The sequence below is a fragment of the Spirillospora sp. NPDC052269 genome, from assembly GCF_040679435.1.
Lineage (GTDB): Bacteria > Actinomycetota > Actinomycetes > Streptosporangiales > Streptosporangiaceae > Spirillospora.
Genome location: NZ_JBFAUU010000027.1, coordinates 1 through 23,043, shown reverse-complemented (window position 1 = coordinate 23,043; position 23,043 = coordinate 1). Strand labels below are relative to the sequence as shown.

The 23,043-nt window shown below is 73.9% G+C and carries 22 protein-coding genes; 15 read left to right on the top strand and 7 right to left on the bottom strand.

Annotated elements, in window-relative coordinates; all coding sequences use genetic code 11:
- Nucleotides 1-37: 37 nt before the first annotated feature.
- Nucleotides 38-1,195: a serine hydrolase domain-containing protein gene (locus AB0L06_RS39485; RefSeq protein ID WP_500236414.1), complete on the bottom strand. Its 1,158-nt coding sequence runs from the start codon at nucleotides 1,193-1,195 to the stop codon at nucleotides 38-40.
- Between the two features lie 375 nt (nucleotides 1,196-1,570).
- On the opposite strand from AB0L06_RS39485, the gene AB0L06_RS39480 reads away from it, so the two are divergent.
- From AB0L06_RS39480 to AB0L06_RS39460, 5 genes are read left to right on the top strand one after another with little or no spacing between them, the layout of a single operon-like run.
- Nucleotides 1,571-2,629, top strand: coding sequence for an SWIM zinc finger family protein (locus AB0L06_RS39480; RefSeq protein ID WP_500236413.1), 1,059 nt, complete (start codon nucleotides 1,571-1,573; stop codon nucleotides 2,627-2,629).
- Nucleotides 2,626-4,179 carry a DUF5691 domain-containing protein gene (locus AB0L06_RS39475; protein ID WP_500236412.1) on the top strand — a complete coding sequence of 518 codons (1,554 nt, stop codon included), beginning with the start codon at nucleotides 2,626-2,628 and terminating at the stop codon, nucleotides 4,177-4,179. The genes AB0L06_RS39480 and AB0L06_RS39475 overlap by 4 nt, the downstream gene beginning before the upstream one ends.
- Nucleotides 4,176-5,294, top strand: a complete 1,119-nt coding sequence (locus AB0L06_RS39470) for an ATP-binding protein (RefSeq protein ID WP_500236410.1) — start codon at nucleotides 4,176-4,178, stop codon at nucleotides 5,292-5,294. Before AB0L06_RS39475 ends, AB0L06_RS39470 begins: the two co-directional genes overlap by 4 nt.
- Nucleotides 5,291-7,747, top strand: coding sequence for a DUF5682 family protein (locus AB0L06_RS39465; protein ID WP_500236409.1), 2,457 nt, complete (start codon nucleotides 5,291-5,293; stop codon nucleotides 7,745-7,747). The genes AB0L06_RS39470 and AB0L06_RS39465 overlap by 4 nt, the downstream gene beginning before the upstream one ends.
- A complete protein-coding gene (locus tag AB0L06_RS39460; RefSeq protein ID WP_500236408.1) occupies nucleotides 7,744-8,943 on the top strand; it encodes a VWA domain-containing protein in 1,200 nt (399 codons plus the stop codon). The genes AB0L06_RS39465 and AB0L06_RS39460 overlap by 4 nt, the downstream gene beginning before the upstream one ends.
- Before the next feature lie 6 nt (nucleotides 8,944-8,949).
- On the opposite strand, the gene AB0L06_RS39455 is transcribed toward AB0L06_RS39460, so the two are convergent.
- Entirely contained in the window at nucleotides 8,950-10,245 is a 1,296-nt protein-coding gene (locus AB0L06_RS39455; protein ID WP_500236406.1) for a serine/threonine-protein kinase, read from the bottom strand.
- A 108-nt stretch (nucleotides 10,246-10,353) separates the two neighbouring features.
- Between AB0L06_RS39455 and AB0L06_RS39450 the strand changes: the two genes are divergently transcribed.
- From AB0L06_RS39450 to AB0L06_RS39440, 3 genes are read left to right on the top strand one after another with little or no spacing between them, the layout of a single operon-like run.
- Complete coding sequence (locus AB0L06_RS39450) at nucleotides 10,354-11,556, top strand: DUF6777 domain-containing protein (protein ID WP_500236404.1); 1,203 nt, start codon at nucleotides 10,354-10,356, stop codon at nucleotides 11,554-11,556.
- 31 nt (nucleotides 11,557-11,587) lie between these two features.
- Nucleotides 11,588-11,749 (top strand): hypothetical protein, encoded by a 162-nt coding sequence (locus AB0L06_RS39445; protein WP_500236403.1) that lies wholly within the window; start codon nucleotides 11,588-11,590, stop codon nucleotides 11,747-11,749.
- Nucleotides 11,746-12,837 carry a cation diffusion facilitator family transporter gene (locus tag AB0L06_RS39440; protein WP_500236402.1) on the top strand — a complete coding sequence of 364 codons (1,092 nt, stop codon included), beginning with the start codon at nucleotides 11,746-11,748 and terminating at the stop codon, nucleotides 12,835-12,837. The genes AB0L06_RS39445 and AB0L06_RS39440 overlap by 4 nt, the downstream gene beginning before the upstream one ends.
- Before the next feature lie 43 nt (nucleotides 12,838-12,880).
- Here AB0L06_RS39440 and AB0L06_RS39435 read toward each other — a convergent pair whose 3' ends face one another.
- On the bottom strand, nucleotides 12,881-13,768 hold the full coding sequence (locus tag AB0L06_RS39435; protein WP_500236401.1) for an amidohydrolase family protein: 888 nt from the start codon (nucleotides 13,766-13,768) through the stop codon (nucleotides 12,881-12,883).
- A gap of 55 nt (nucleotides 13,769-13,823) precedes the next feature.
- Nucleotides 13,824-14,861 (bottom strand): alpha/beta hydrolase, encoded by a 1,038-nt coding sequence (locus tag AB0L06_RS39430; RefSeq protein ID WP_500236400.1) that lies wholly within the window; start codon nucleotides 14,859-14,861, stop codon nucleotides 13,824-13,826.
- Nucleotides 14,862-14,952: 91 nt separating this feature from the next.
- On the opposite strand from AB0L06_RS39430, the gene AB0L06_RS39425 reads away from it, so the two are divergent.
- Complete coding sequence (locus tag AB0L06_RS39425; protein ID WP_500236399.1) at nucleotides 14,953-15,960, top strand: diacylglycerol/lipid kinase family protein; 1,008 nt, start codon at nucleotides 14,953-14,955, stop codon at nucleotides 15,958-15,960.
- Between the two features lie 82 nt (nucleotides 15,961-16,042).
- Here AB0L06_RS39425 and AB0L06_RS39420 read toward each other — a convergent pair whose 3' ends face one another.
- A complete protein-coding gene (locus tag AB0L06_RS39420) occupies nucleotides 16,043-16,891 on the bottom strand; it encodes an oxidoreductase (protein ID WP_500236398.1) in 849 nt (282 codons plus the stop codon).
- 127 nt (nucleotides 16,892-17,018) lie between these two features.
- Between AB0L06_RS39420 and AB0L06_RS39415 the strand changes: the two genes are divergently transcribed.
- The 6 genes from AB0L06_RS39415 to AB0L06_RS39390 all read left to right on the top strand — a co-directional run bounded on the left by AB0L06_RS39415 (nucleotide 17,019) and on the right by AB0L06_RS39390 (nucleotide 21,874).
- Nucleotides 17,019-17,681 (top strand): helix-turn-helix transcriptional regulator, encoded by a 663-nt coding sequence (locus tag AB0L06_RS39415; RefSeq protein ID WP_500236396.1) that lies wholly within the window; start codon nucleotides 17,019-17,021, stop codon nucleotides 17,679-17,681.
- A gap of 70 nt (nucleotides 17,682-17,751) precedes the next feature.
- Complete coding sequence (locus tag AB0L06_RS39410; protein ID WP_500236394.1) at nucleotides 17,752-18,201, top strand: GntR family transcriptional regulator; 450 nt, start codon at nucleotides 17,752-17,754, stop codon at nucleotides 18,199-18,201.
- Nucleotides 18,198-19,094, top strand: a complete 897-nt coding sequence (locus AB0L06_RS39405; protein WP_500236393.1) for an ABC transporter ATP-binding protein — start codon at nucleotides 18,198-18,200, stop codon at nucleotides 19,092-19,094. Before AB0L06_RS39410 ends, AB0L06_RS39405 begins: the two co-directional genes overlap by 4 nt.
- Nucleotides 19,091-20,083: an ABC-2 membrane transporter-related protein gene (locus AB0L06_RS39400; RefSeq protein ID WP_500236392.1), complete on the top strand. Its 993-nt coding sequence runs from the start codon at nucleotides 19,091-19,093 to the stop codon at nucleotides 20,081-20,083. Before AB0L06_RS39405 ends, AB0L06_RS39400 begins: the two co-directional genes overlap by 4 nt.
- A gap of 92 nt (nucleotides 20,084-20,175) precedes the next feature.
- A complete protein-coding gene (locus AB0L06_RS39395) occupies nucleotides 20,176-21,390 on the top strand; it encodes an MFS transporter (protein WP_500236390.1) in 1,215 nt (404 codons plus the stop codon).
- Complete coding sequence (locus AB0L06_RS39390) at nucleotides 21,380-21,874, top strand: HIT family protein (RefSeq protein WP_500236389.1); 495 nt, start codon at nucleotides 21,380-21,382, stop codon at nucleotides 21,872-21,874. Before AB0L06_RS39395 ends, AB0L06_RS39390 begins: the two co-directional genes overlap by 11 nt.
- Here the strand turns inward: AB0L06_RS39390 and AB0L06_RS39385 are convergent.
- Together AB0L06_RS39385 and AB0L06_RS39380 are read right to left on the bottom strand one after the other, a co-directional pair.
- Complete coding sequence (locus AB0L06_RS39385) at nucleotides 21,871-22,317, bottom strand: hypothetical protein (RefSeq protein WP_500236388.1); 447 nt, start codon at nucleotides 22,315-22,317, stop codon at nucleotides 21,871-21,873. The two genes, AB0L06_RS39390 and AB0L06_RS39385, sit on opposite strands and share 4 nt — an antisense overlap.
- Before the next feature lie 67 nt (nucleotides 22,318-22,384).
- Complete coding sequence (locus AB0L06_RS39380) at nucleotides 22,385-22,765, bottom strand: VOC family protein (protein ID WP_500236386.1); 381 nt, start codon at nucleotides 22,763-22,765, stop codon at nucleotides 22,385-22,387.
- Nucleotides 22,766-23,043 lie beyond the last annotated feature (278 nt).

The following is a 23,043-nucleotide window of genomic DNA, read 5'->3' as shown; positions in this document are numbered from 1 at the left end:
CTTCTTCGCCTTTCGGCGGGGCCTTCGCCCTGCGCGCCTAGCGGCAGAGGGCGGCGTCGATCGCCTTGGTGATGTCGGCGCGGAAGGCGGGCTTGGCCTCCAGCGCCGGGTCGGACTGGTTGTAGGTGATCACGGCCTGCCGCCTGCCGTCCCGGCTGGTGTACGACCAGGTGCGGTAGCCCGGCCAGCCGCCGTCGTGGCCCCACGCGAACCCGCAGGACGTCTTGATGCGGGCGAGGCCGAGGCCGTAGTCCTCCTTGACCCAGTCGTCGGTGACCGGACGCGTCGTCATCAGCGCCTTCTGGACGCGCGCGGGCAGCAGCCTTCCGGTGACCAGGGCCCGCTGGAAGCGCGCCACGTCGTCCACGGTGGAGACGATGCCGCCGGACGTCCAGCCGCTGGACGGGCTGATCACGGTGCTCATGTCGCCGTACTGGCCGAAGTACCCGTGCACGTAGGAGCCGTGGAAGCCGGTGTCGGCGGTGGGCAGGAAGGTGTGGCGCAGCTTCAGGGGCTTGACGATCCGGCGCTGGAGCTCGACGCCGAACGGGTGGCCGGTGGCCTTCTCCACGATCATCCCGGCGAGGACGTAGTTGGTGTTCGCGTAGTTCCACTTCGCGCCCGGCCTGCTCAGCGGTGCCTTCTCCTGCGCGATGTCGACCAGCTCGCGCGGCTTCCAGACGCGAGCGGGGTCCTGCCAGAGCCGCGGGTCCGTCGCGTACTCGTTCAGGCCGGACGTCTGGGCGAGCAGCTGCCGGACGGTGATCTTCCGGCCGTCGTTGCCGTTGCGGATGAGGACGCCGGGCAGCCATCGGGCGACCGTGTCGTCCAGGGAGAGCCGGTGCTCGGCGACCAGTTGCAGGACGACCGCGGAGGTGAAGGTCTTGGTCACGCTGGCGATGCGGAACCGCAGGTCAGGGGTCATCTTCTGGCGCGTGGCGGTGTTCGCGAAACCGGCGGTGACGTGGGTGACCTCGTCACCGCGCCGCGAGAGCGCGATGACGCCCGGCTGGCCGTCCTTGACCAGCTGGTCCACGGCCTTCTGAAGCGCGGTCTGCTTCAACGCACCGGCCTGCGCGGACGCGCCGGACGGGGTGGACGCGGACGCGGCGACGGCGGTCACCGGGGCGACGGCGGCGGTCAAGGCCGCGGTGGCGAGGGAGGCGATGGCGATGCGTTGCATGGTGTTCTTCACGTGATTCAGCTTGCCGACCGGCGCATTCGTCCCCCATGGGCTTGAACACCGAGCACCGGGTGTACCTGAGTACACCTGTCCGCACGCGGCCACGCGCTCGCCATCGCGCGCGTGCGGACGGATCATGGGCCATGGCCGCGAAGCACCTGGACCGAGGGTCCTATCACCGCAAGCGCAAGGCCCGCCTACGCGCCCGCAGGCGCCGCAGCCGTCCGACCGCGGGCAAGGGCGGGGGCCGCTGAAGGGGTGAAGGCGGAGCCGCCGAAGAACCGACGCCGGGGCCGCCGAAGACCGACTTTTGCGCGCTGACCGGGCCTTCTGACGCGCTGTCGGGAACACCGGAGAATGTCGTACCCGGCGGATAGGTTCGACGGTGTGAGCGAGGCTTCGAACGCGGGTGGGCGGGGGCGCGATCCCAGGACCGCCGAGCGCCGTGAGCGGCGGGTGGGAGACGGTCTCGCCGAGCTCGACCAGTGGCTGCGCGACCAGGTCGCGCACGGGCTGGCGCGGGCCGAGCGGGCTCCCTACCGGCTGTGGGACGACGCGTCCCGGCGGCTGGTCGACGCGTCGGCCGGTTCGCTGGCCGCGCACGTGAAGGCGCTCGCCGGGGTGCCGCGCCGCACGGGCTGGCCCGAGCGGCTGCTCGCCGAGTACGCGCTGCTGCGCCTGCTCGTGCGCGCGTACCAGGGGCGCGACGCGCTGCCGCCGCGCCTGCGCGAGATCGTGCGCGCGCGTATCGGGTTCACCATGCCGCACGACGACGTCCTCGCCCACGGTGAGAGCGTCCACGACACGTGGTGTGTGATCGGCGCGCGTGACACGACCCTCGACCAGCTCACGACACGGCGCGTCTGGCTGCGCGGCGCGGAGAGCGGGCGTTCGGCCCTGGTGCTGTCGTTCGCGGCCCGGGGCCGTCCGCTGGACGCGTCGCTCAAGGTCGGGGCGCATGTCGATGCCGTCCTGGCGTTCTATCCGGACGGCCTGCGCGCCCTCGTGGCCGAGCGTTCCCGGCGATCCGGGCCACGGCGGCCAGGATCGCCACGAGCCGGGGCCGCGCAGGCCGGGGCCGCGCAGGCGGGCGCGACGCAGGCGGGCGCGACGCAGGCGGGCGCGACGCAGGCGGGGGCGCGGCGGGCGCCGGGTGGGACGTCCGTGCGCGGTCTGCTGGACGAGTACGCCGAGGCCCTTGCGGGCGATCCGTGGCTCGACCGCTGGCCCGCCGTGCTGGCGCAGGTCCGCCCGGCCCGGGATGAGCGCGGTGACCTGCATGTTCTCGACGCCGACGGAGACGCGCTGCCGGTCCGGACGGGCGATCCGTGGCCACTGCTGGCGGTGTCGGGGGGCGGGCCGGTGACGCTGTCCGGCGAGTGGACGCCGGACGGCCTGCATCCGCTCGCGCTCTGGCATCCCGAAGAGGGGGTCGTGCTGCTGTGAGCACCTGGTCCGAGCATGTGAGCGCGGCGCTGCTGGGCACCGACCGCCGCCAGGCGCCACCCGGCGAAACCCCTGGTCACGACCGGGACGCGGCGCGCCGCCTGCTCGACCAGGCGGCCGTTCTGGCCGTCCGGAGGCGGGCTGGCGCGCTCCCCCGCCGGGACGGTGTGGAGGCGGTCGCCGCCGCGCCCGACGAGGAGCTTCCCGTGGTCCCGAGGGCCGCGGCGCGGCGGCTGACCCGGATCCTCGCCGGTGAGCAGGTCACGGTCCTGCCCGAGTGGCTGGACGCGGCGGCGCGCGGCGGCTGGCGGGTTCCCGCGCGGCTGCTGCCCGAACTGCTGGAGAAGGGCCGCGGTGACCGGATGCTGCGTCCGGCGATCGCGCGCGCGGCCGGGCATCGCGGGGTGTGGCTGGCGCTGCGGAACACCGACTGGGCGTACCTGGTCGGGGCCGGGGACGATCCGGGCGGCGGCGACGAGGTGTGGGAGACCGGCACCCGGCAGCAGCGCGTCGCGTTCCTCACGCGCCTGCGCGGGAGCGACCCGGCAGGGGCGCGCGCAACGCTGGGCTCGGTGTGGGCGAAGGAGGCCGCGCCCGACCGGGCGGCGTTCCTGGGCACGTTCGCGCGCGGCCTGTCGATGGACGACGAGGATTTCCTCGAGGCCGCGCTCGAAGACCGGGGCAAGGACGTCCGGCAGCTCGCGTCCGACCTGCTCGCGCGGCTTCCCGACTCGGCCTATGGACGGCGGATGGCCTCGCGCGCCCGCGCGTGCCTGCACGCCGAGTTCCGCACCGTCCGGGAGCGGCGGCAGCTGTGGGTCGTGGTCGAGCCGCCCGAGACACATGACGAAGACCTGGAGCGCGACGGCGTCCCGTTCCACCCGAGCGGGTCGTTCGCGCCCGCGGGCGCGGGAGGCGGCCCGGTCGGCACGCGCGCGGCGTGGCTGCGCGAGATCCTCGCGCGCACCCCGCTCTCCACCTGGACCGATCTGTTCTCCCTGCCGCCGATGGAGGTCGTCTGCCTGCCGATCACCGACGCGGCGGGCGACTCCGGGCGGGCCGCGCGCGACGTCCACATCGGGTGGGCGCGGGCGGCGCTGCGGCAGCGCGACCCGGCGTGGGCGCGGGCGCTGCTGAAGGGCGGCGTCGTCGTGGACGAGCCGGACGCCCTGGCCGACCTGCTGACCGTCCTGCCGGGCACCGAACGCGAGGGCGCGGCGGCCGGGCTGATCCGCTGGGTCGCGGGCGGGCCCGAGCTGCCGCGTGTGCTGGAACGCGTCGCCGGCCCGTGGACGGGCGAGCTGGCCGACGCCGTGGTGGCGACCCTCTCGACCGCCGCCGACCGGCAGACGCACCGGCACGAGCACACCCTGGCCCAGCTGTGCCGCCTCGCCGACCAGCGCCTCTCCCCCGTGTTCGCGCCCCGCGTCCAGGGCCTGGCCGAACGCCACCTCACCGCCGATCCCGGCGGGGTGGCGGGCACCGTCCTCACCGACCTCACCGAGACCCTCCGCTTCCGTGCCGAGATGCTGAAGGAGCTCCACCCGTGACCGTGCCCGACAACGGGACCTCCCCCGAGACGGCCCCCGACGAGGTGCTCCGGCCGCACGCCGAGCAGCAGTACTCCCGCGAGCTGGCGCTGCTGGCCGAGCACGACGACCGGCCTCGTCCGCCCGGCTGGCGGCTGTCGCCGTGGGCGGTGACCACCTACCTGCTCGGCGGCGGCCTCCCGGACGGCACGGAGGTCTCGCCCAAGTACATCGGCCCGCGCCGCCTGGTGGAGGTCGCGGTCGCGACGCTCGCGACCGACCGGGCGCTGCTGCTCCTCGGCGTCCCCGGCACCGCGAAGACGTGGATGTCGGAGCACCTGGCGGCGGCGATCTCGGGCGACTCGACGCTGCTGGTGCAGGGCACGGCCGGGACGCCCGAGGAGGCCGTCCGGTACGGGTGGAACTACGCGCGGCTGCTCGCCGAGGGGCCGTCCGAGCGGGCGCTGGTGGAGAGCCCGCTCATGCGCGCGATGCGATGCGGCATGGTCGCGCGCGTCGAGGAGCTGACCCGCATGCCCGGCGACGTCCAGGACTCGCTGATCACCCTGCTGTCGGAGAAGACGCTGCCGGTGCCGGAGCTGAACACCGAGGTCCAGGCGCGGCGCGGGTTCACGGTGATCGCGACGGCGAACGACCGCGACCGGGGCGTCAACGAGCTGTCGTCCGCGCTGCGCCGCCGGTTCAACACCGTCGTGCTGCCGCTCCCCGCGTCCGAGGCGGACGAGGTGGAGATCGTCGCGCGCCGGGTGGCGCAGCTGGGCCGCGCGCTGGAGCTGCCCGAGGCCCCGGCCGGGCTGGAGGAGATCCGCCGGGTCGTCACGGTGTTCCGGGAGCTGCGCGCCGGGCTGACCGGCGACGGCCGGACGAAGCTGAAGTCGCCGTCCGGCACGCTCAGCACCGCCGAGGCGATCTCGGTCGTGACCAGCGGCCTGGCGCTCGCCGCGCACTTCGGCGACGGCGTCCTGCGCGCCCCGGACGTCGCGGGCGGCATCGTCGGCGCCGTCGTCCAGGACCCGGCGTCCGACCGGGTCGTCTGGCAGGAGTACCTGGAGACCGTCGTGCGCGAGCGCCCGGACTGGGCCGACTTCTACCGCGCCTGCCGGGAGGTCTCTTGACGGAGGTCGCGACGGGCGCCACCGACGCGTTGGCGGAGGCGGCCACAGGTGCGCGGGTCGAGGTGTTCGGGATCCGGCACCACGGGCCGGGGTCGGCGCGGGCCGTCCGGCGCGCCCTGGACGAGTTCAAGCCGGACGCGGTGCTGATCGAGGGCCCGCCGGAGGCCGACGCGATCGTCGACCTCGCCGCCGAGCCCGACATGGTGCCGCCGGTGGCGCTGCTGGCCTACGCGCCCGGCGAGCCGCCCGTTCCCGGGGACGACGCCGCGTCCTGGTCCGACCGGCGGGCCGCGTTCTGGCCGTTCGCCGAGTTCAGCCCGGAATGGCAGGCCGTCCGGTACGCGCTGGGCGAGGGCGCGGCCGTCCGCTTCTGCGACCTGCCCGCCGCCAACCAGCTCATCCCACCCACCGAACCCGAACCCGACGGCACTGCCACCAAGGACGACGCGTCCGACCGGAACAGGACGGCCGGCGAACCCGGCGGGGACGACGCGGGCATTCGGCTCGACCCGCTGGGGTGGCTCGCGCGCGCGGCCGGGTACGAGGACGCCGAACGCTGGTGGGACGACGTCGTCGAGCATCGGGACGGCGGCCCGTCCCCGTTCCCCGCGATCGCCGAAGCCATGTCCGAGCTGCGAGAACGCGTCGCCGAGCAGCCGTCCCTCGCGGGGCTCCCGCCGGGGCACCTCGTCCGCGAGGAGCAGCGTGAGGCGGCGATGCGCCGGACGCTGCGCCGCGCGCTCAAGGACGGTTTCGAACGCGTCGCCGTGGTGTGCGGGGCCTGGCACGTCCCGGCGATCCTGGCGCGGGTCCCGGTCGCGCGCGACGACCGCACACTGCGCGGCCTGCCCAAGGCCAAGGTGTCGATGACGTGGGTGCCGTGGACGCACGGACGGCTCGCCGAGCGGTCCGGCTACGGCGCGGGCGTGCGGTCGCCGGGCTGGTACGCGCACCTGTTCGCCGCTCCGGACCGTCCGGTGGAGCGATGGCTGACCACCGCCGCCGGGATCCTGCGCCAAGAAGACCTGCACGTCTCGTCCGCGCACGTCATCGAGGCCGTCCGGCTGGCGGAGGCGCTGGCCGCGCTGCGCGGCCGTCCGCTCGCCGGGCTGGACGAGGTGACCGAGGCGACGCGCGCGGTGCTGTGCGAGGGCGCCGACCTGCCGGTCGAGCTGATCCGGCGGCGGATGGTCGTCGGCGAGCGGCTCGGGTCCGTCCCCGACGACACGCCCATGGTGCCGCTCCAGCGCGACCTGGCCGACCGGCAGCGGCGGCTGCGGCTCGCGCCGTCCGCCGACGCCCGTGACCTGGAGCTCGACCTGCGCCGCGACGTCGACCTCGCGCGCAGCCACCTGCTGCACCGGCTGCGGCTGCTGGAGGTCGACTGGGGCGTCCCGGCGGAGAGCCGCGGCAAGGGCACGTTCCGCGAGACCTGGACGCTGTGCTGGCGGCCGGAGTTCGACGTCGAGCTGATCGAGGCGAGCGCGTGGGGAACGACGGTCGCGGGAGCGTCCGCCGCTCGCGCGGGCGCGATGGCGGGCGAGGCGGAGTCGCTCGCCGAGCTGACGTCCGTGGTCGAGCGCTGCCTGCTCGCCGGGCTGGGGACGGCGCTGCCGGGCGTGATGCGGACGCTCGCCGACCGCGCCGCGCTGGACGGCGACGTCGCGCACCTCATGGACGCCCTGCCCGCCCTCGTGCGCGCGCTCCGCTACGGCGACGTGCGCGGCACCGGCACCGGCACCGGCCCGCTCCGCACAGTCGTGGACGGCCTGGTCGTGCGCGTGTGCGTCGGGCTCGTCCCGGCGTCGCGCGGCCTGAACGACGACGCCGCACGCGACCTGCTCGGCCGTCTCGACCGCGCGCACTCGGCACTCGCGCTGCTCGACGACGACGCGCACACCGCCCGCTGGCACACCACGCTCGCCTTGCTCGTCGACCGCGACGGCCTGCACGGGCTCCTCGGAGGACGGCTCACCCGGCTGCTGCTCGACGCGGGCATCCTCACCGACGTGCCCGACCGGATGGCGCGCGCCGTGTCGTCCGGGGCCGAGCCCTCGCGCGCCGCCGCGTGGGTCGAGGGGTTCCTGTCGGAGGGCGGGCTGGTGCTCGTCCACGACGACGCGCTGCTCCGGCTCGTGGACGCGTGGATCGCGGGCCTGCCCGCCGACGCGTTCACAGGCGTCCTGCCGCTGCTGCGGCGCGCGTTCGGTGAGTTCGCGGCGGCCGAGCGGCGCGCGATCGGCGACCGCGTCCGGCACCTGTCGGACGCCTCGCCCGCCCGGCCGGGCGACGACCCGGTCGACCCCGTGCGGGCCGGGCCCGCGACGGCGACCGTCCTGCGCATCCTCGGAACAGACCCGCACACCCCCGGAACGGACCCGCGCGCCCCCGGGACGGACCCACACACCCCCGGAACGGACCCGCGCACCCTCGGAACGGAGGCCGGATCATGACCGACACCCCGGAGGCGGAGCGGCTGCGGCGGTGGCGGCTGGTGCTCGGCGGCGAGGCCGCCGACGGCACCGGCGTGACGCTGACCGGCGACGACGCGCGCATGGACGGCGCGCTCGCCAAGCTCTACGGGTCCGGTGACGGCGGCGGCCGGTCCCGGCCGGGACGGCGCGGCGCCGGGCTCGGCGACTCGGCGCCGTCGGTCGCGCGCTGGCTCGGCGACATCCGGGAGTACTTCCCGTCCCCGGTCGTCCAGGTCATGCAGAAGGACGCGATCGACCGGCTCGACCTCACCCGGCTGCTCCTCGAACCGGAGCTGCTGGACGCCGTCGAACCCGACATCCACCTGGTCGGCACGCTGCTGTCGCTGAACCGGGTGCTGCCCGACCGGGCCCGCGAGTCGGCGCGGAAGGTCGTCCGCGCGCTGGTCCGGGACCTGGAGGAACGGCTCGCCGAGCGCACCCGGTCGGCGGTCGGCGGCGCGCTCGACCGGGCCGCGCGGTCGGCCCGTCCGCGCCGTCCCTCCGAGGTCGACTGGGACCGGACGATCCGCGCGAACCTCCGCCACTACCAGCCGGACCGGGGCACGCTCGTGCCGCAGCGGCTGGTCGGGCACGGACGGCGCGGACGGGCCGTCCGGCGCGACGTGGTGCTCTGCGTCGACCAGTCCGGGTCGATGGCCGCGTCCGTGGTGTACGCGAGCGTGTTCGGGGCCGTCCTGGCGTCGACGCGGTCGCTGCGCACGTCGCTGGTCGCGTTCGACACCTCCGTCGTCGACCTCACCGGCCAGCTGCACGACCCGGTCGAGCTGCTGTTCGGCACGCAGCTCGGCGGCGGCACCGACATCAACCGGGCGCTCGCCTACTGCCAGACCCTCGTGACCCGGCCGAACGAGACCGTCCTGGTGCTGGTCACCGACCTGTACGAGGGCGGCGTCCGGGACGAGATGCTGCGCCGGGCCGCCGCCCTGGCGGGCGCGGGCGTCCAGGTGATCGTGCTGCTGGCGCTGTCGGACGAGGGCACGCCGTCCTACGACCACGACAACGCCGCCGCGCTGGCCGCGCTCGGCATCCCCGCGTTCGCCTGCACCCCGGACGCCTTCCCCGACCTGATGGCCGCCGCCCTGGAACGCCGCGACGTGTCGCCCTTCGGCGAACCCGCCGAATCCGCCGAGCCCGCCGCCCCGCCCGCGACGTGACCTCGATCAGTCGCGTTCGGGCAGGCCCCACAGCAGCAGGACGGCGGCCAGCGAGGACAGTGCCGCCTGCGCGAGCAGGGAGGGCAGCGGCACCGAGACGTGCACGCTCCACGCCGCCCACAGGACGACCCGCGCGAGCCGGACGGCCACGACCGTCCAGATCGCGTCGCGGCCGCCGCGCCAGGCCGGCAGGATCGCGACGAACGTGACGACCGCGAGCACCGCGAAGACCATGGCGACCGCGACCAGCAGCCGTCCGGCGGGCCCGGCGCTGAGGTCGGGCTGCGCGACGAAGGCCGCCAGGCCCATCACGTCCCCGGCCGCCTGGACGCTCGCGAGCGCGAGCCCCGCCACCAGGGCCCATGACCGCCGCCTCGTCCCACCGTCCGGCGGAGCCGGAGGGGCCGGGTCGGACGGCTGGACGGTCTCCACGGGCGTCCCGAGCAGCCCCAGCAGGACGGTCTCGGCGGTGGGACGGGACGCCGGATCCTTGGACAGGCAGGCCGCGGCGGGCTCGGCCAGGTGCGGCGGGAGCGCCGACAGGTCCGGGCTCTCACAGAGGATCTTGTAGATGACGGCCGTCGTGGGCCCGCTGCCGAACGGGTCCTCGCCGGTGGCGGCGAACAGCAGGGTCGCGGCCCAGCAGAACAGGTCGGCGGCGGGCCCGACCGTCCCGCCGGAGAACTGCTCGGGCGCCATGTAGGCGGGCGTCCCGACCAGGCCCCCGAGGACCGGCGGGCCGCCCCGGCGGGAGCTCGCCGGGATCGGCCCGGTGACGGCCTGGGCGGTGCCGTCCAGGGTGCGCGCGACCCCGAAGTCGATCACGCGCGGGCCGTCCGGGCCGACGAGGATGTTGCGCGGGTTCAGGTCGCGGTGGACGATCCCGGCGCGGTGGATCGCGGCGAGCGCGGTGATCGAGCTGACCGCCAGCCGGTCGAGGTCGGTGCCGCGCCGGGGCCCGCGCCGGGCGACCAGCTCGCGCAGGGACGGCCCGGGCACGTACTCGCTGACGAGGTAGGGCCGGTCGCCGTGCTCGCCCGTGCCGAGGAAGCGCGCCGTGCAGAACCCGGCGACGCGCGGCAGCAGCGCCAGCTCTCGGAGGAACCGCGCCCGCGCGGGCGTGCCGTCCGGCGGGCGCTCGTGCAGCAGCTTGATCGCGACCGGGCCGTCCGGGCCCTCGCCGAGGTAGACCACGCCCTGCCCGCCCACGCCGAGACGGCCGAGCAGCCGGTGCCCGCCGAGCCGCTCCGGATCCGCCGGAAGCAGGGGATCCAGGGGGAAGGCTGGGTTCGGAACGGCCATCGCGCGCACTCTCCGGTTACAAAATCACGACCAATTGAATGCGATCCGCCGGCCGCTCCGTCTCATCGAAGAGTATATGTGCGTTCGACGCTCAGTGAGGGAACGGTGATGACGGAGATCCATTTCCGACGGCACGGGCGGGCGTTCTCCGCGGCCGCGGCGGCGTCCGCGCTGGCCCTTTCCGGCGTGGCGGGATGCAGCGACCCGGGAACGACCATCGCGCGCATGACGGTCGGCGATCCGGGGCCCGACCCGTTCGCCCCGAGGGCCGGGACCGACCGGCGGCTCGCCTTGGCGGGGTCGGGCGCGCCCGACCCCGGCGGGGCGCGTCCGGGCGACGCCCCCGGCCTGTACGGCGGGACGCGCAGAACGTCCCACTGCGACGCGGAACGCCTGGTCGCGTACCTGAGCGGGCATCCCGACCGGGCCGCCGCATGGGCCTCGGTGCAGCACATCAAGCCGACCGCCATCGCCGGGTTCGTGGCCCGGCTGACCCCGGTGCACCTGCGCTCGGACACCCTGGTCACCAACCACGGGTTCCGGGCCGGGAAGGCCACCGGCTCGCCCGCCGTCCTGGAGGCCGGAATGGGCGTGCTGATCAATGAGTACGGCGTTCCCGTCATAAAGTGCAATTGTGGCAATCCGCTGACTCCTCCCGATCGGAAACTCTCACTCCACGCTTCGCGCTATACCGGTCCGTCCTGGCCGGATTTCCATGCCGGAAAGGTGACCAGAATCCAACCGGGCCGCACACCCGCGGAGGGATTCGTCCTTTCCGACCCGAACGGCCGGGGCTCGTTCATCCGCCCGCGCGGAACCCAGGGCAACGTGGACGGCCCGCGTGTCCCCGAGCCCCCGGTCGCCACGTTCACGCCGCAGCCCCGCTCCAGCCCGAAGTCCTCGTTCTCGACGGAGGAGCACTTCTCCGCGCCGCCCGCGCCCGCCCCGGTGGCACCGCCGACGACGCGCCACTCACCCGACTACCCGGTACCCGGCCCGCCGACGAACACCGTCCCGTTCTCCGGCACGCCTCCGGTTCAGGAGCGGCCCGTCCCGCCCAGGACCGGCGAGACCCCGTCCGGCCCGCCGCCCGGCGGCGACCCAACCGGCCCTGGGGGCCACCACCCAGCGGACGGCGAGACCACGCCGCCGAACACACCGCACGGCCCGGCGGGCACCGGGACCGGCGCAACCGGTCCCACGACGCCCACCGGTCCCACGACGCCCACAGGGCCGGCCAACCACCCCACGGCGGACGCCCGGCGCCCCACGTCCCCCTCGGGGACCACCGCTCCCGGCGGACGAGCATGACCCTGACCTGCGATGAGATATCTTTGCTCATATGAGCAGTGCTTCATATGACGATCCGGCCGCCTGTGCCGTCCGGGTCGTCCGGGTGCGGCGCGCGGGCCGGACGGCCCACTACCGGCTGGACGGCTCGCACGTCCGCATGCTGCTCGACCTCGCCCTGACCCACGTCGGCCACACGGAGGGACGCGCATGAGCGGCGAGGACGCCACCACCGGCGAGCCCGTCGGAGCCCCAGCGAGCCCCGCCCATGATCACGGCCATGGCCACGGCCAGGCCGAGCAGGCGGGCGGGCACGGCCACGGCCACGGGCACGGGCACGGGCACGGGCACGGGGTGTCGCCCGGGGCGGACCGCCGGTACCTCATGGGCGCCCTGGCGCTGATCCTGGCGTTCATGGCCGGCGAGGTCGTGGTCGGCCTGATCGCCGAGTCGCTGGCGCTGCTGTCGGACGCGGCGCACATGCTCACCGACGCGTTCGCGATCGTGCTGGCGCTGGTCGCGATGCGGATCGCGGCGCGCCCGCCGCGCGGCGGCTACACCTACGGGCTGCGCCGCGCCGAGATCCTGTCGGCGCAGCTCAACGGCCTGACGCTGATCCTGCTCGCCGCGTACTTCGTGTACGAGGGCGTCATGCGGCTGGCCAGCCCGCCCGAGGTCCACGGCGCGCTGGTCTTCTGGACGTCGCTCGCCGGGATCGCGGTCAACCTCGTGGCGACCTGGCTGCTCAGCAAGGCGAACCGGTCGAGCCTGAACGTCGAGGGCGCGTTCCAGCACATCCTGAACGACCTGTACGCGTTCATCTCCACCACGATCGCGGGCGCGGTCATCTGGCTGACCGGGTTCTCCCGTGCGGACGCGATCGCCTCGCTGATCGTCGCCGCGCTGATGCTGCAGGCGGGCTGGGGCCTGCTGAAGGAGGCCGGCCGGGTGCTCATGGAGGCGGCCCCGGCGGGCCTGGACCCGACCGAGATCGGGTCCAGGCTGGCCGACCGGCCGTCCGTCCGCGAGGTGCACGACCTGCACGTGTGGGAGCTCGGCTCGGGCTTCCCGGCCCTGTCGGCGCACGTGCTGGTGGCCCCGGAGGGCGACTGCCACGGCGTCCGGCGCGATCTCCAGGAGCTGCTGCGGGACGGCTACGGCATCACGCACACCACCCTCGAGGTCGACCACGCCGACGACGAGTTCCACTGCGAGGACCCGCACGGCCCCCGCCACGTCCCCGACAGCCACGCCGACGAGCCCGCGTCCGCGTCCGGCGGTCAGCGACCCTGCGGCCACTGACCCCTGCGTCCACTGCCCCCAGCCGCCGTGGAGGCGCGGCCGGTCAGACGCCGAGGAGCTTGGCGGCGCCGTCCCAGCAGACGGCCCGCAGCCACTCGTCCCCGAGATCGAGCCGGATGAGCCCTTCGAGCTGGTGGGCGTAGGCGTAGGGGATGTTCGGGAAGTCCGTCCCGAGCAGGATCCGCCCGGCCAGGCCGAGATCGCGCAGGCGCGGCACCTCGGCGGCCGGGAACCGCCCCAGCTCGCCGGTGAAGTCGACGAACATCATGGTCGTGTCCAGGTGCACGTCCGGGAAGCGCTCGGCGAGATCGAAGAAGCCGGTGAACTCGGGCCCGCCAAGGTGGGCGATGATCGTCCGCAGGCCGGGATGCCGCTCCAGGACGCCGCCGAACGGCCCGGGCCCGGTGAAGGCGTTCCCGACCGGTCCCGATCCCGCGTGGACGAGGGCGACCGCGCCGGACTCGGCGAGCATCCCCCACACCTCGTCCAGCTCGTCCGCGCGCGGGTCGAAGTCGCCGACCTGCAGATGCACCTTGAACACCCTCGTCCCGGCATCCAGGGCGCGCCGCACATAGGACGCGGCGGACGGCTCGGGATAGAGCGTCCCGGTGGGGACGCACTCCGGAACGCGGGCCGCGAACTCGGCCGCCCACGCGTTCAGCGACTCGGCCATGCCCGGCTTGTGCGGGTAGAGGAGTGACGTGAACGCCCGGACGCCCATGGACCGCAGGTGCTCGACCCGCTCGTCCTCCGGCCACTTGTAGCGGATCGGCCATTCCTGCCCGATCAGCGGCCCGGCCGCCTCGAAGTAGCGCCAGACGGCCTCGGTCAGGCGCGGCGGCATGAAGTGGACGTGGACGTCGATCAGGCCGGGCAGTCCGAGCTCCCGCCAGACCTCGGGGACCCATGAATCCGAACGTGGTTCTGTCACGCGGCGAGCCTAGCCCGTCGAGGCGGCCGCCCCACGGCCAGGTGATCTCGGGCGTTCAGGTGATCTCGGCGACGAGCAGCGGCAGGGCGGCGCGCAGCTCGCGCTGCCAGTAGGCCCACCCCTGGGCGCCCCGGTAGAAGTGGGTGGAGACCGGGATGCCGAGCTTCTTCAACTTCCCGGCGAAGGCGCCGCTGAGCTGCCGGGACAGGCCCTCCAGGACGTCCGGGCCGGGCGCGGGGAGCGGATCGAACGGGCCGGGCGTGCCGTCGCCGGACGCCACGTGCAGCCGGACGCCCGAGAGCCGGTCGGCCAGGTCGTAGGGGTTGTGCTGGCGCCATACGACGCGCTGCTCGTCCGGATCGCCCCATACGTCCGTCCAGTCCGCGCTCCGCGATCCGACCGCGACGGCGAGTTCGACGACATCGGACACGTCCAGGCCGCCCGGATCGTTGTGCAGGGTGTGGAGCGGGCCGCTGAAGGACGCCGCGGCGCGGAAGAGTCCGCGATGCCGCGCGGCGTAGGCGAGCGCGCCCAGTCCGCCTTGGCCGACGCCCGCGACCGCGCGGGCCGTCCCGGCGCCGTAGCCGCGTTCGAGGATCTGCCGCAGCTCGGTCAGGTGGAAGGTCTCCCAGCAGGGCGGGCCGCCCGCGCCCCGGTTCCACCAGTCGGTGTAGAGGCCGCAGGTCCCGCCGTCCGGCATCACGACGAGCACGTCGAGACCGGCGGTGAGCTGCTCGACGTCGGTGTGGTCGGTCCAGGATCCGTGGTCACCGCGCATGCCGTGCAGCAGCCACAGCACCGGCCAGGTGCGTTCCGAGCCGCGCCGCCAGCCGGGCGGCAGCAGCAGCCGGACGCGCGCGACGTCGGTGAGCACCGGCGACCGGACGGCCAGGTCGAGCACCCGGTCGCCGCGCCGCCGCTCGCCCACCACGGTCGCGCCGTCGTCGGCCGCGGGCGCGGACGCGGGAGCCGGGCCGCCAGGGGCGATGGAAAGGGGCAGGATCAGCGGCAGCAGCGATCCCGAGGTCGCCGCGAGCCCCGCGAGGGCCACGCCGGTGACCAGACCGGCCCCGAGCCAGCCGCGACGTCGCATTGTTCCGCCCCGCTCAAAACCTTCTACCCTGACGGACTTATTCCCCGTGCCAAGGCCCCTATAACGCAGGGTAATCACAGAAAGGGTTGTTTTGCCGCGTTCGAAGGCCCAGCTGGAGACCGCGATCCGCGACGGATCGGGGCGCGCCGTACTGATCGTCAACGCCAGGTCCCGGCGCGGCCGCCGCCTGCACGGCCGGGCGCGGACGCTGCTCTCGAACGCCGGCCTGGAGTTCGCCGAGGTCGTCCCGGTCACCGACCCGGCCGGGCTGCGGCCGCTGTTCCGCCGCGTCCTCGCGGACGCCCCCGACCTGGTCGTCGTCGGCGGCGGGGACGGCACGGTCGCCGAGGCCGTCCGGCACCTGGCCCACCGGGACGTCGCGCTCGGCGTCCTGCCGCTCGGCACCACCAACAACTTCGCGCGCAGCCTCGAACTCCCCATGGACCTCGGCGGCGCGGTCGGCGTCCTGGCCTCGGGCAAGGTCGCCGACGTGGACGTCGGCTGGTTCGAGGGCACCCGCGACACCGCAGCGCCATCCGGCGACACCGCGCCCCCGTCCGGCGACACCGCGGTCCCGGCGGACGGCCACGTGTTCGCGAACATGGTCAGCCTGGGCCTGTCGGTGGAGGTCGCCCGGCATGTCCCGCACGAGCTGAAGCGGGTGCTGGGCCGTCCGGCGTACGCGCTGACGGCGGCCCGGCTGCTCCCCCGCCACCGGGCGTTCCGCGCCACGATCGAGATCGACGGTGAGACCACCGAGGTCGAGACGCACCAGCTGAACATCGCCAACGGCGCGCACCACAGCGGGCAGCGCATCGCCCGGGACGCGAGCCCCGACGACCGGCTCCTCGCCGTCTACCGTCTGGGCGACGGACGGCGGCTGCGCCTCGCGTCCGCGACCGCGCGCCACGTCCTGACCGGGCCGTGGCGGACGCTGGAAGAGGACGCGTTCCTGACCACCCAGCACGTCCGGATCGCGACCGACCCGCCGCTGCCCGTGGACGTCGACGGCGAGATCCGCGCCCGGACGCCCGTCACGGTGACGCTGCTCGGCAACGCGCTGCGCGTGATCGTCCCGCAGTCCTTCGTCGACACCTGACAGGTCGTCAGAGCCGGATCCCCGATCCGCCGAGCAGGTACCAGGTTCCGTTCCGGGTGGGACGTCCCATCCGAGGAGGACGCTACGACTGGAGCGCCCGCAGATCGTCCTCGTCGAGCGTGAGCCCCCCGGCCGCCACGTTCTCCTCCAGGTGCTTGAGCGAGGACGTGCCCGGGATCGCGAGCGTCACCGGCGACAGCGCCAGCAGTCCGGCCAGCAGCACCTGCGCGGGCGTCGCGTCGTGTCGCTCGGCGACGGTCTTGAGGCGCGCGTCGTCCGGCACCCCGAACCCGCCGAGCGGGAAGTACGGCACGTAGGCGATGCCGTCGCGCTCGCACGTCCGGAGCATCTCGACGTCCGCGGCCTGGGTGATGTCGAAGCGGTTCTGCAGGGCCGCGACCGGCGCGATGGCGCTCGCCTCGGCGAGCTGCGCCGCGTCCACGTGGCTCACGCCGAGGTGGCGGATCAGGCCCTCCTCGCGAAGCCCGGCGAGCGCCTCGAACCGCTCGGCGATCGACTCGCCGCCGGGCGCCTCGATCCCGCCCGGCCGCAGGTACACCAGGTCGAGCCGGTCCAGGCCGAGGTCGCGCAGGTTGCGCTCGACCTCGCCGCGCAGCTCGCCCGCCGCCAGCTGCCCGGTCGGCATCGGGGCGCCGGGCTCGCGGCGCGGCCCGACCTTGGTCGCGATGAGCAGGTCATCCGCGTACGGGTGCAGCGCGTCCCGGATCATGCCGTTGGCGGTGAGGTCCTCGAAGAAGTAGAAGGCCGCGGTGTCGATGTGGTCCACACCGAGTTCGACCGCGCGGCGCAGCACGACGAGGCCGGTCTCGCGGTCGTTGGCGGGTCCGCCGCGCTCGCTCGCCGGAAGGCGCATCGCGCCGAGGCCCATGCGGTGAACCTGCAGGTCATTGCCGATTTCGAAGGTCGTCATGGGGAAGAGCCTCGCGGCTCGCGCCGGGTTCGGCGAGCCGCTGGCACCAAGCTGCCAAACCAGCGTGCGCGATTTGCCGGGACGACACCGCTGGTGACGTCCCGGACGGTGGCGGAGACTGGTGGCGATGAGTACCGATCTTGATCAGAACGTCGTCCTGCGCGGGGAGCGCGAGCTGGTGGAACGCGCCGCGCCGCTGTTCGCGGGCGCGCGCGAGGAGTTCGTGTGCGCGGCGGCGCATCCGCGCACGTGGGCGCTGCCGGGCGCGCGCGAGCAGATCATCGCCGCGCGGCGCGCGCATCCCGGCGTCCGCGCGTACAAGCTGTACGGAAGCGAGGTGCTGGCGGACGACACGGCCGTCCGCCTGCTGACCGACATCGCCGGGCACGGCCCGCAGGTGCGGATTCTGGACGGCCAGATCCCGCACGAGACGATCGTCGTCGACCGCCGCGTCGCGGTGATCGCCGGTGAGATGCGGGCCGGCGACCGCGAGTTCACGGTCGTCCGCACGCCCGCCGTCGTCGCCGGCATCCTCGCGCTGTACTGGGCGACCTGGCACAACGCGGTCGACCTCGCCGACCACACCGCCGAGGTCCCGGCGCTGGGCGAGCAGAGCCGCGACATCCTCGCCCTGCTCGCGGACGGCATGAAGGACGAGGCCGCATGCCGGCAGCTCGGCATCTCGCTACGCACGTACCGCCGCCGGGTCGCCGAGCTCATGGAGCTGCTGGACGCCGACTCCCGCTTCCAGGCGGGCCTGCGCGCACGCTCGCTCGGCCTCGTCCCGTAGCGGTCGGGCGCCGTCCCTGGCCGGGGCCCGGCTTGACATCGCCCGATCATCACCACTTAACTCTATAACTATGACTATAGATAAAGGGCCGTCGCCGATCGTGTTCCGGCTCGACCCCGGCTCGGGGGTGCCGACCTACCTCCAGCTCGTCCAGCAGGTGGAACAGGCGCTCCGGCTCGGCCACCTGCAGCTGGGCGACCAGCTGCCGCGCGTCCGGGACGTCGTCGCCGGACTCGCGATCAACCCGAACACCGTCCTGAAGGCCTACCGCGAGCTCGAGCACCGCGGCCTGGTCGCCGGACGCCGCGGCCAGGGCACCTTCGTCGAGCGCACCCTCGACCGCGCCGGGCTCCGCGAGCAGGCCGACCTGCGCCGCTCCCTGAACGAGTGGATGCGCGTCGCGGCCGCCGCCGGGCTGGACGACGCGGGCATGTCCGCACTGTTCACCGCCGCCCTCCAGGACCGCCACAAGGCCGCCGAGCCCGAATCCCGCGACGGGCGGACGGAGGGCATCGCGTGAACGACGTCGCGATCGAGGCGTCCGGCCTCGGCAAGCGCTACGGACGCTCCTGGGCGCTCCGCGACTGCTCCCTGAGCATCCCGAGCGGCCACGTGGTCGGGCTGGTCGGCCCGAACGGCGCGGGCAAGACGACCTTCCTCAGCATGGCCGTCGGCCTGTCCACGCCCACGACCGGCGAGGTCCGCCTGCTCGGCAGGCACCGTGCGGGCTCCCCCGACGCGCTCGACATGGTCGCGTTCGTCGCGCAGGACGCCGCGCTCTACCGGAACCTGTCGGTCACGGACATGCTCCGCGTCGGACGAAGCCTCAACCGCCGCTGGGACGAGCGGACCGCCCGCGACCGGCTTGCCGAACTGGGCATCCCGCTCGACCGCAAGGTCGGCGCCCTCTCCGGCGGCCAGCGCGCGCAGGTCGCGCTCTCCCTCGCCCTCGCCAAGCGCCCCGGCCTGCTCATCCTGGACGAGCCGCTCGCCGCGCTCGACCCACTCGCCCGGCACGAGTTCATGTCCTCGCTGATGGCGGCGGTCGCCGAGGACGGCGTCTCGGTCGTCTTCTCGTCCCACGTCGTCGCCGAGCTGGAACGCGTCTGCGACTACCTGATCGTCCTGCAGGACGGCCAGGTCCAGGTGTCCGGCGGCGTCGAGGACCTGACGGCCGAGCACCACGTGCTGGTCGGACCCGCCGACCAGGCCGACGAGGTCGCCTCGCTGCTCCCGGTCGTCCGCTCCCGGCGCGCGTCCGCGCAGGCCCACCTGCTCGTCCGCACCTCGCAGAGCGTCCCCGTCCCGCCGGGCTGGCAGCACCACCCGGTCACCCTCGAGGAGATCGTCTTGACCTACATGCGCGAACCGGCCGCGGCCGCGCTGCCCGGCCCCCAGGCGGTCGCCCGATGACCACCCTGCCGTCCTCCGCACTCCCCCGTTTCGGCCCGACCTGGGTCGCCTGGCGGCAGCACCGCTTCGCGCTCGGCGCCTCCGCCCTGATGCTCGCCGTGCTCGCCGCGGGCCTGATCCTCGGCGGCCTCGCGGTCCGCCACGACTACGACCAGCGCGGCCTGAACAAGTGCACGTCCTTCGCCCTGGGCTCGCGCTGCGACCAACTCGGCATGGACTTCAGCAACCACTACGGCACGCTCAACCTCCTGCTGATCTTCCTGCTGATGCTCCCGGCGGCGATCGGCGCGTTCGTGGGCGGTCCCCTCGTCGCCCGCGAACTCGAGACCGGAACGTTCCGCTTCGCCTGGACGCAGGGCGCGGGCCGCACCCGCTGGCTCGTCACGAAGCTGGCAGTGCTCGCCGTCGGCCTCGCCGTCGTGAGCGCCGCGTTCAGCCCGGCCTACAAGTTCTGGAACGTGCCCTTCGACCGTGTCCTCCCGGACAGTTTCGGCGCGTACCTGCCGTTCGAGTTCAGCGGCCTCGCGTTCCCCTCGCAGACCGTCCTGGGCTTCGCCGCCGGCGTCTTCATGGGCGTCCTGGCCCGCCGGGTCCTCATCGGGATCGCCGGATCCTTCATCATCACCTTCGGCCTGAGCATGCTCGCCGTGTTCGTCCTGCGCCCGCACTACATGCCCGCCCGAACGACCCTCGGCAGGATCGGCCACAGGGACTGGGGCGTCGACACGAGCTACGTGACCCCGTCCGGCGGAGCCGTCTCCTCGGCCGAGTCGCACCGGCTCTTCGTCCGGTTCCAGGCCGACACCCTCAACCGGCCCAACGCCCGCTTCCGCGACTGGATGACCGCCCACGACTACCGCATCGTCACGCACTACCAGCCGGCCGGACGCTTCTGGACCTTCCAGCTCATCGAGGCCGGCTGGATGCTGGCCCTCGCCGCCGTCCTCGTCGCCGCGACCGTCTGGATGGTGCGCAACCGCACCACCTGACCGGACGGCGGGCCCGCGCCCAGCCCCGCGGGCCCACTATGACGTCGCGATCCCGCCAGCCCGGACCGCCGCGCACCGGTTGGCTCGACACCATGACGTCCACGGCCACCCCATCCGCACCACCCGCTCCACCCCGCTCCGCGAGCCCCGGCTGGCCCGCGGTGCTCGCGGTCACGATGGGCATCTTCACCATCGTCACCACCGAGATCCTGCCCGTCGGCCTGCTCACGTCCATCGGCTCCGGCTTCACCGTCTCGGACGGGACGGCCGGACTGATGATGACCATGCCCGGCTACCTCGCCGCCGTCGCCGCCCCCGTCCTGACCGTCGCGACCGCCCGGCTCGACCGCCGCCTGATGCTGTGCGCGTGCCTGTTCCTGCTCGCGGCCGCGAACGTCCTCGCCGCGGCCGCCCCCGCGTTCTGGGCGATGCTGCTCTCCCGCGTCCTGGTCGGCGTCGTCATCGGCGGCTTCTGGTCGATCGCCGCCGGCCTCGCCGAACGCCTGGTCGAGCCGTCCCGGGTCCGCCGCGCGACCGCGGTGATCTTCTCGTCCGTCCCGCTGGGCTCGGTCTTCGGCGTCCCCCTGGGCACCCTCATCGGGAACGCGGCAGGCTGGCGCACCAGCTTCGCCGTCATGGCCGCGCTCTCCCTGGCCGTCCTGGCCGGACTGGCCGTCCTCCTGCCGCCCCTGCCCGCCGAGCAGACCACCCGCCTGTCGGTCCTGCAGTCGGCCCTCCGCATCCGCGGAACGTGGCGGGCCCTCGCCCTCACCGTCCTGATCGTCCTGGCCCACTTCGGCGCCTACACCTACGTGACCCCCTTCCTGAAGCAGGTCACGCACGTCCCCACGACGCCGTTCCTCCTGCTCTACGGCGTCGCCGGCCTGGCCGGCAACTTCCTGGGCGGCCTGATGATCGCCCGCCACCCGACGCTGACCTCGGCGATCGCGGCCACCCTGACCGCCACGGCCACGCTCGCACTCCCGGCCCTCGGCCACAGCCCCGCGGCCACGGCCGTCCTCCTCACCCTCTGGGGAATCGGCTACGGAGCCATCCCGGTCTGCTCGCAGACCTGGTTCGCCGCCGCGACACCCGGCACCCCCGAGGCCGCATCGGTCCTGTTCACCGCGTCCTTCCAGGCCACCCTCTCCACCGGAGCCCTGGCAGGCGGCCTGGTCGTGGACCGGACGTCCCCCTCCACCGTCATGCTCCTGGGCGGCGCCACCGCGACCCTCATGCTCGTGGTCCTGCTGGCACCCCATGGCCTTCGCGCCGCCGCCGGAGGACGATCACACCGTGACCTCTGAAAAACACCCCATGGACCACGCGGCCTACGAAGCCGCGGCGCTCAACGGCCCCTGCTTCATCTGCGCCCTCCTGGCGGACGACCCCGCCTACACCCACGAGATCGTCCACGAGGACGACGAGACCATCGCCTTCCTGGACCGCTGGCCCACCGTCCCCGCCAAGGTCCTGGTCGCCCCGAAGCCCCACATCGAACACGTCGTCCGCGACCTCGACGAGGCCGCCTACACCCGGCTGATGCTGACCGTCCGCCGCGTGGCCCTGGCCGTCGAGTCGGTCGTCCGCCCCGAACGCACCTACCTGCTCTCCCTCGGCAGCCAGCAGGGCAACGCCCACCTGCACTGGCACATCGCCGGACTACCCCGGAACGTCCCCTACCGCGAACAGCAGTTCCACGCCCTGATGTCGGAGAACGGCGTCCTCCGCCCGTCCCCCGCCGAATCCGGCGCCCTCGCCACCCGCCTCCGCGAGGCCCTCAGCCGCTAGTGCCCCTTCACCAGCTGCGGCCGGATCGCCATGTCCCCGCACTTGTTGAGGAACGAGCCCAGGATCTCGTAGCGATCGGTCACCGTCCCGTGCGGCTCGATCGTCCGCGTCGGCGGATCCCACGCGCTGACATCGGCGTCCGTCAGCACGTGCCCCGACCGATCCCGGACCACGAACGTCTCGGCCCGCCCCGTCCGGTTCCGGATCACCGCCGTCACGTCGAAGTTCTCGAGCGGCGGCGGGGCGTTCGGCGCCCTCTCCGCCTGACAGTGGATGATCTCCGCCACGACGGCGTCATCGCGAAACCACCCGCTCACATGCGGCCAGGCGATGAAGCCGGCGATCCCGAGCAGCACCACAACACCGAGCAGCGTCCCTGCCCGCGACCGGGGACGGCCGCCCCGCGCCGTCAGGTACCGCATCTCCGGCGGCAGGTTCGACATGCGCGGAAGCATAACCACACACCCTCACCAACCACCCTGCTTTCCCCAACCTCCAGGCCCGATCCCCTCAGAGGTAGACGCTGACCTCGATCAGGTTCCGGTCCGGGTCGCGGACGTACACGCTGCGAATCGGCCCCGTGGCGCCCGTGCGCTCGACCGGCCCCTCCTCGACCGCGACGCCGTGCGCGGCGAAGTCCGCGATCACCCGCTCCAGCGGGTCCCCGCTGATCAGGCACAGGTCCGCGCTCCCCGGCGTCGGACGATGCGCCTTCGGCTCGAACTCCCGCCCCGCCTCATGCAGGTTGATCTTGCTGCTGCCGAATGTGAGAGCGGTGCGTCCCGCGCCGAACGTCACCGCCTCCATCCCGAGGACCCGCGTGTAGAAGTCCACAGTGACGCCGATGTCGGCGACGGTCAGGACAAGGTGATCGAGCCGGTCGATGCGCATGCCCCAACCCTAGGCCGCGCGACGATCTTGTGGCCGGGGCCGCCGTCGCTGCTCGTCCGGTCGCAGGATGACGAAGAGGACCTCCAGGTGCGCCTCGTCCAGGTACATGCCGGCTGACCCCCGCCGCCTTTTCGCTCCCAAAAACAAAAAAGGGCCCCCGCCATGAATATGGCGGGGGCCCTTAAAAGTGGTGAGGCCCGCCACTTTCGTGGCGGGCCTCACTCAATATAAGTCCGGCGGCGTCCTACTCTCCCACACAGTCTCCCATGCAGTACCAT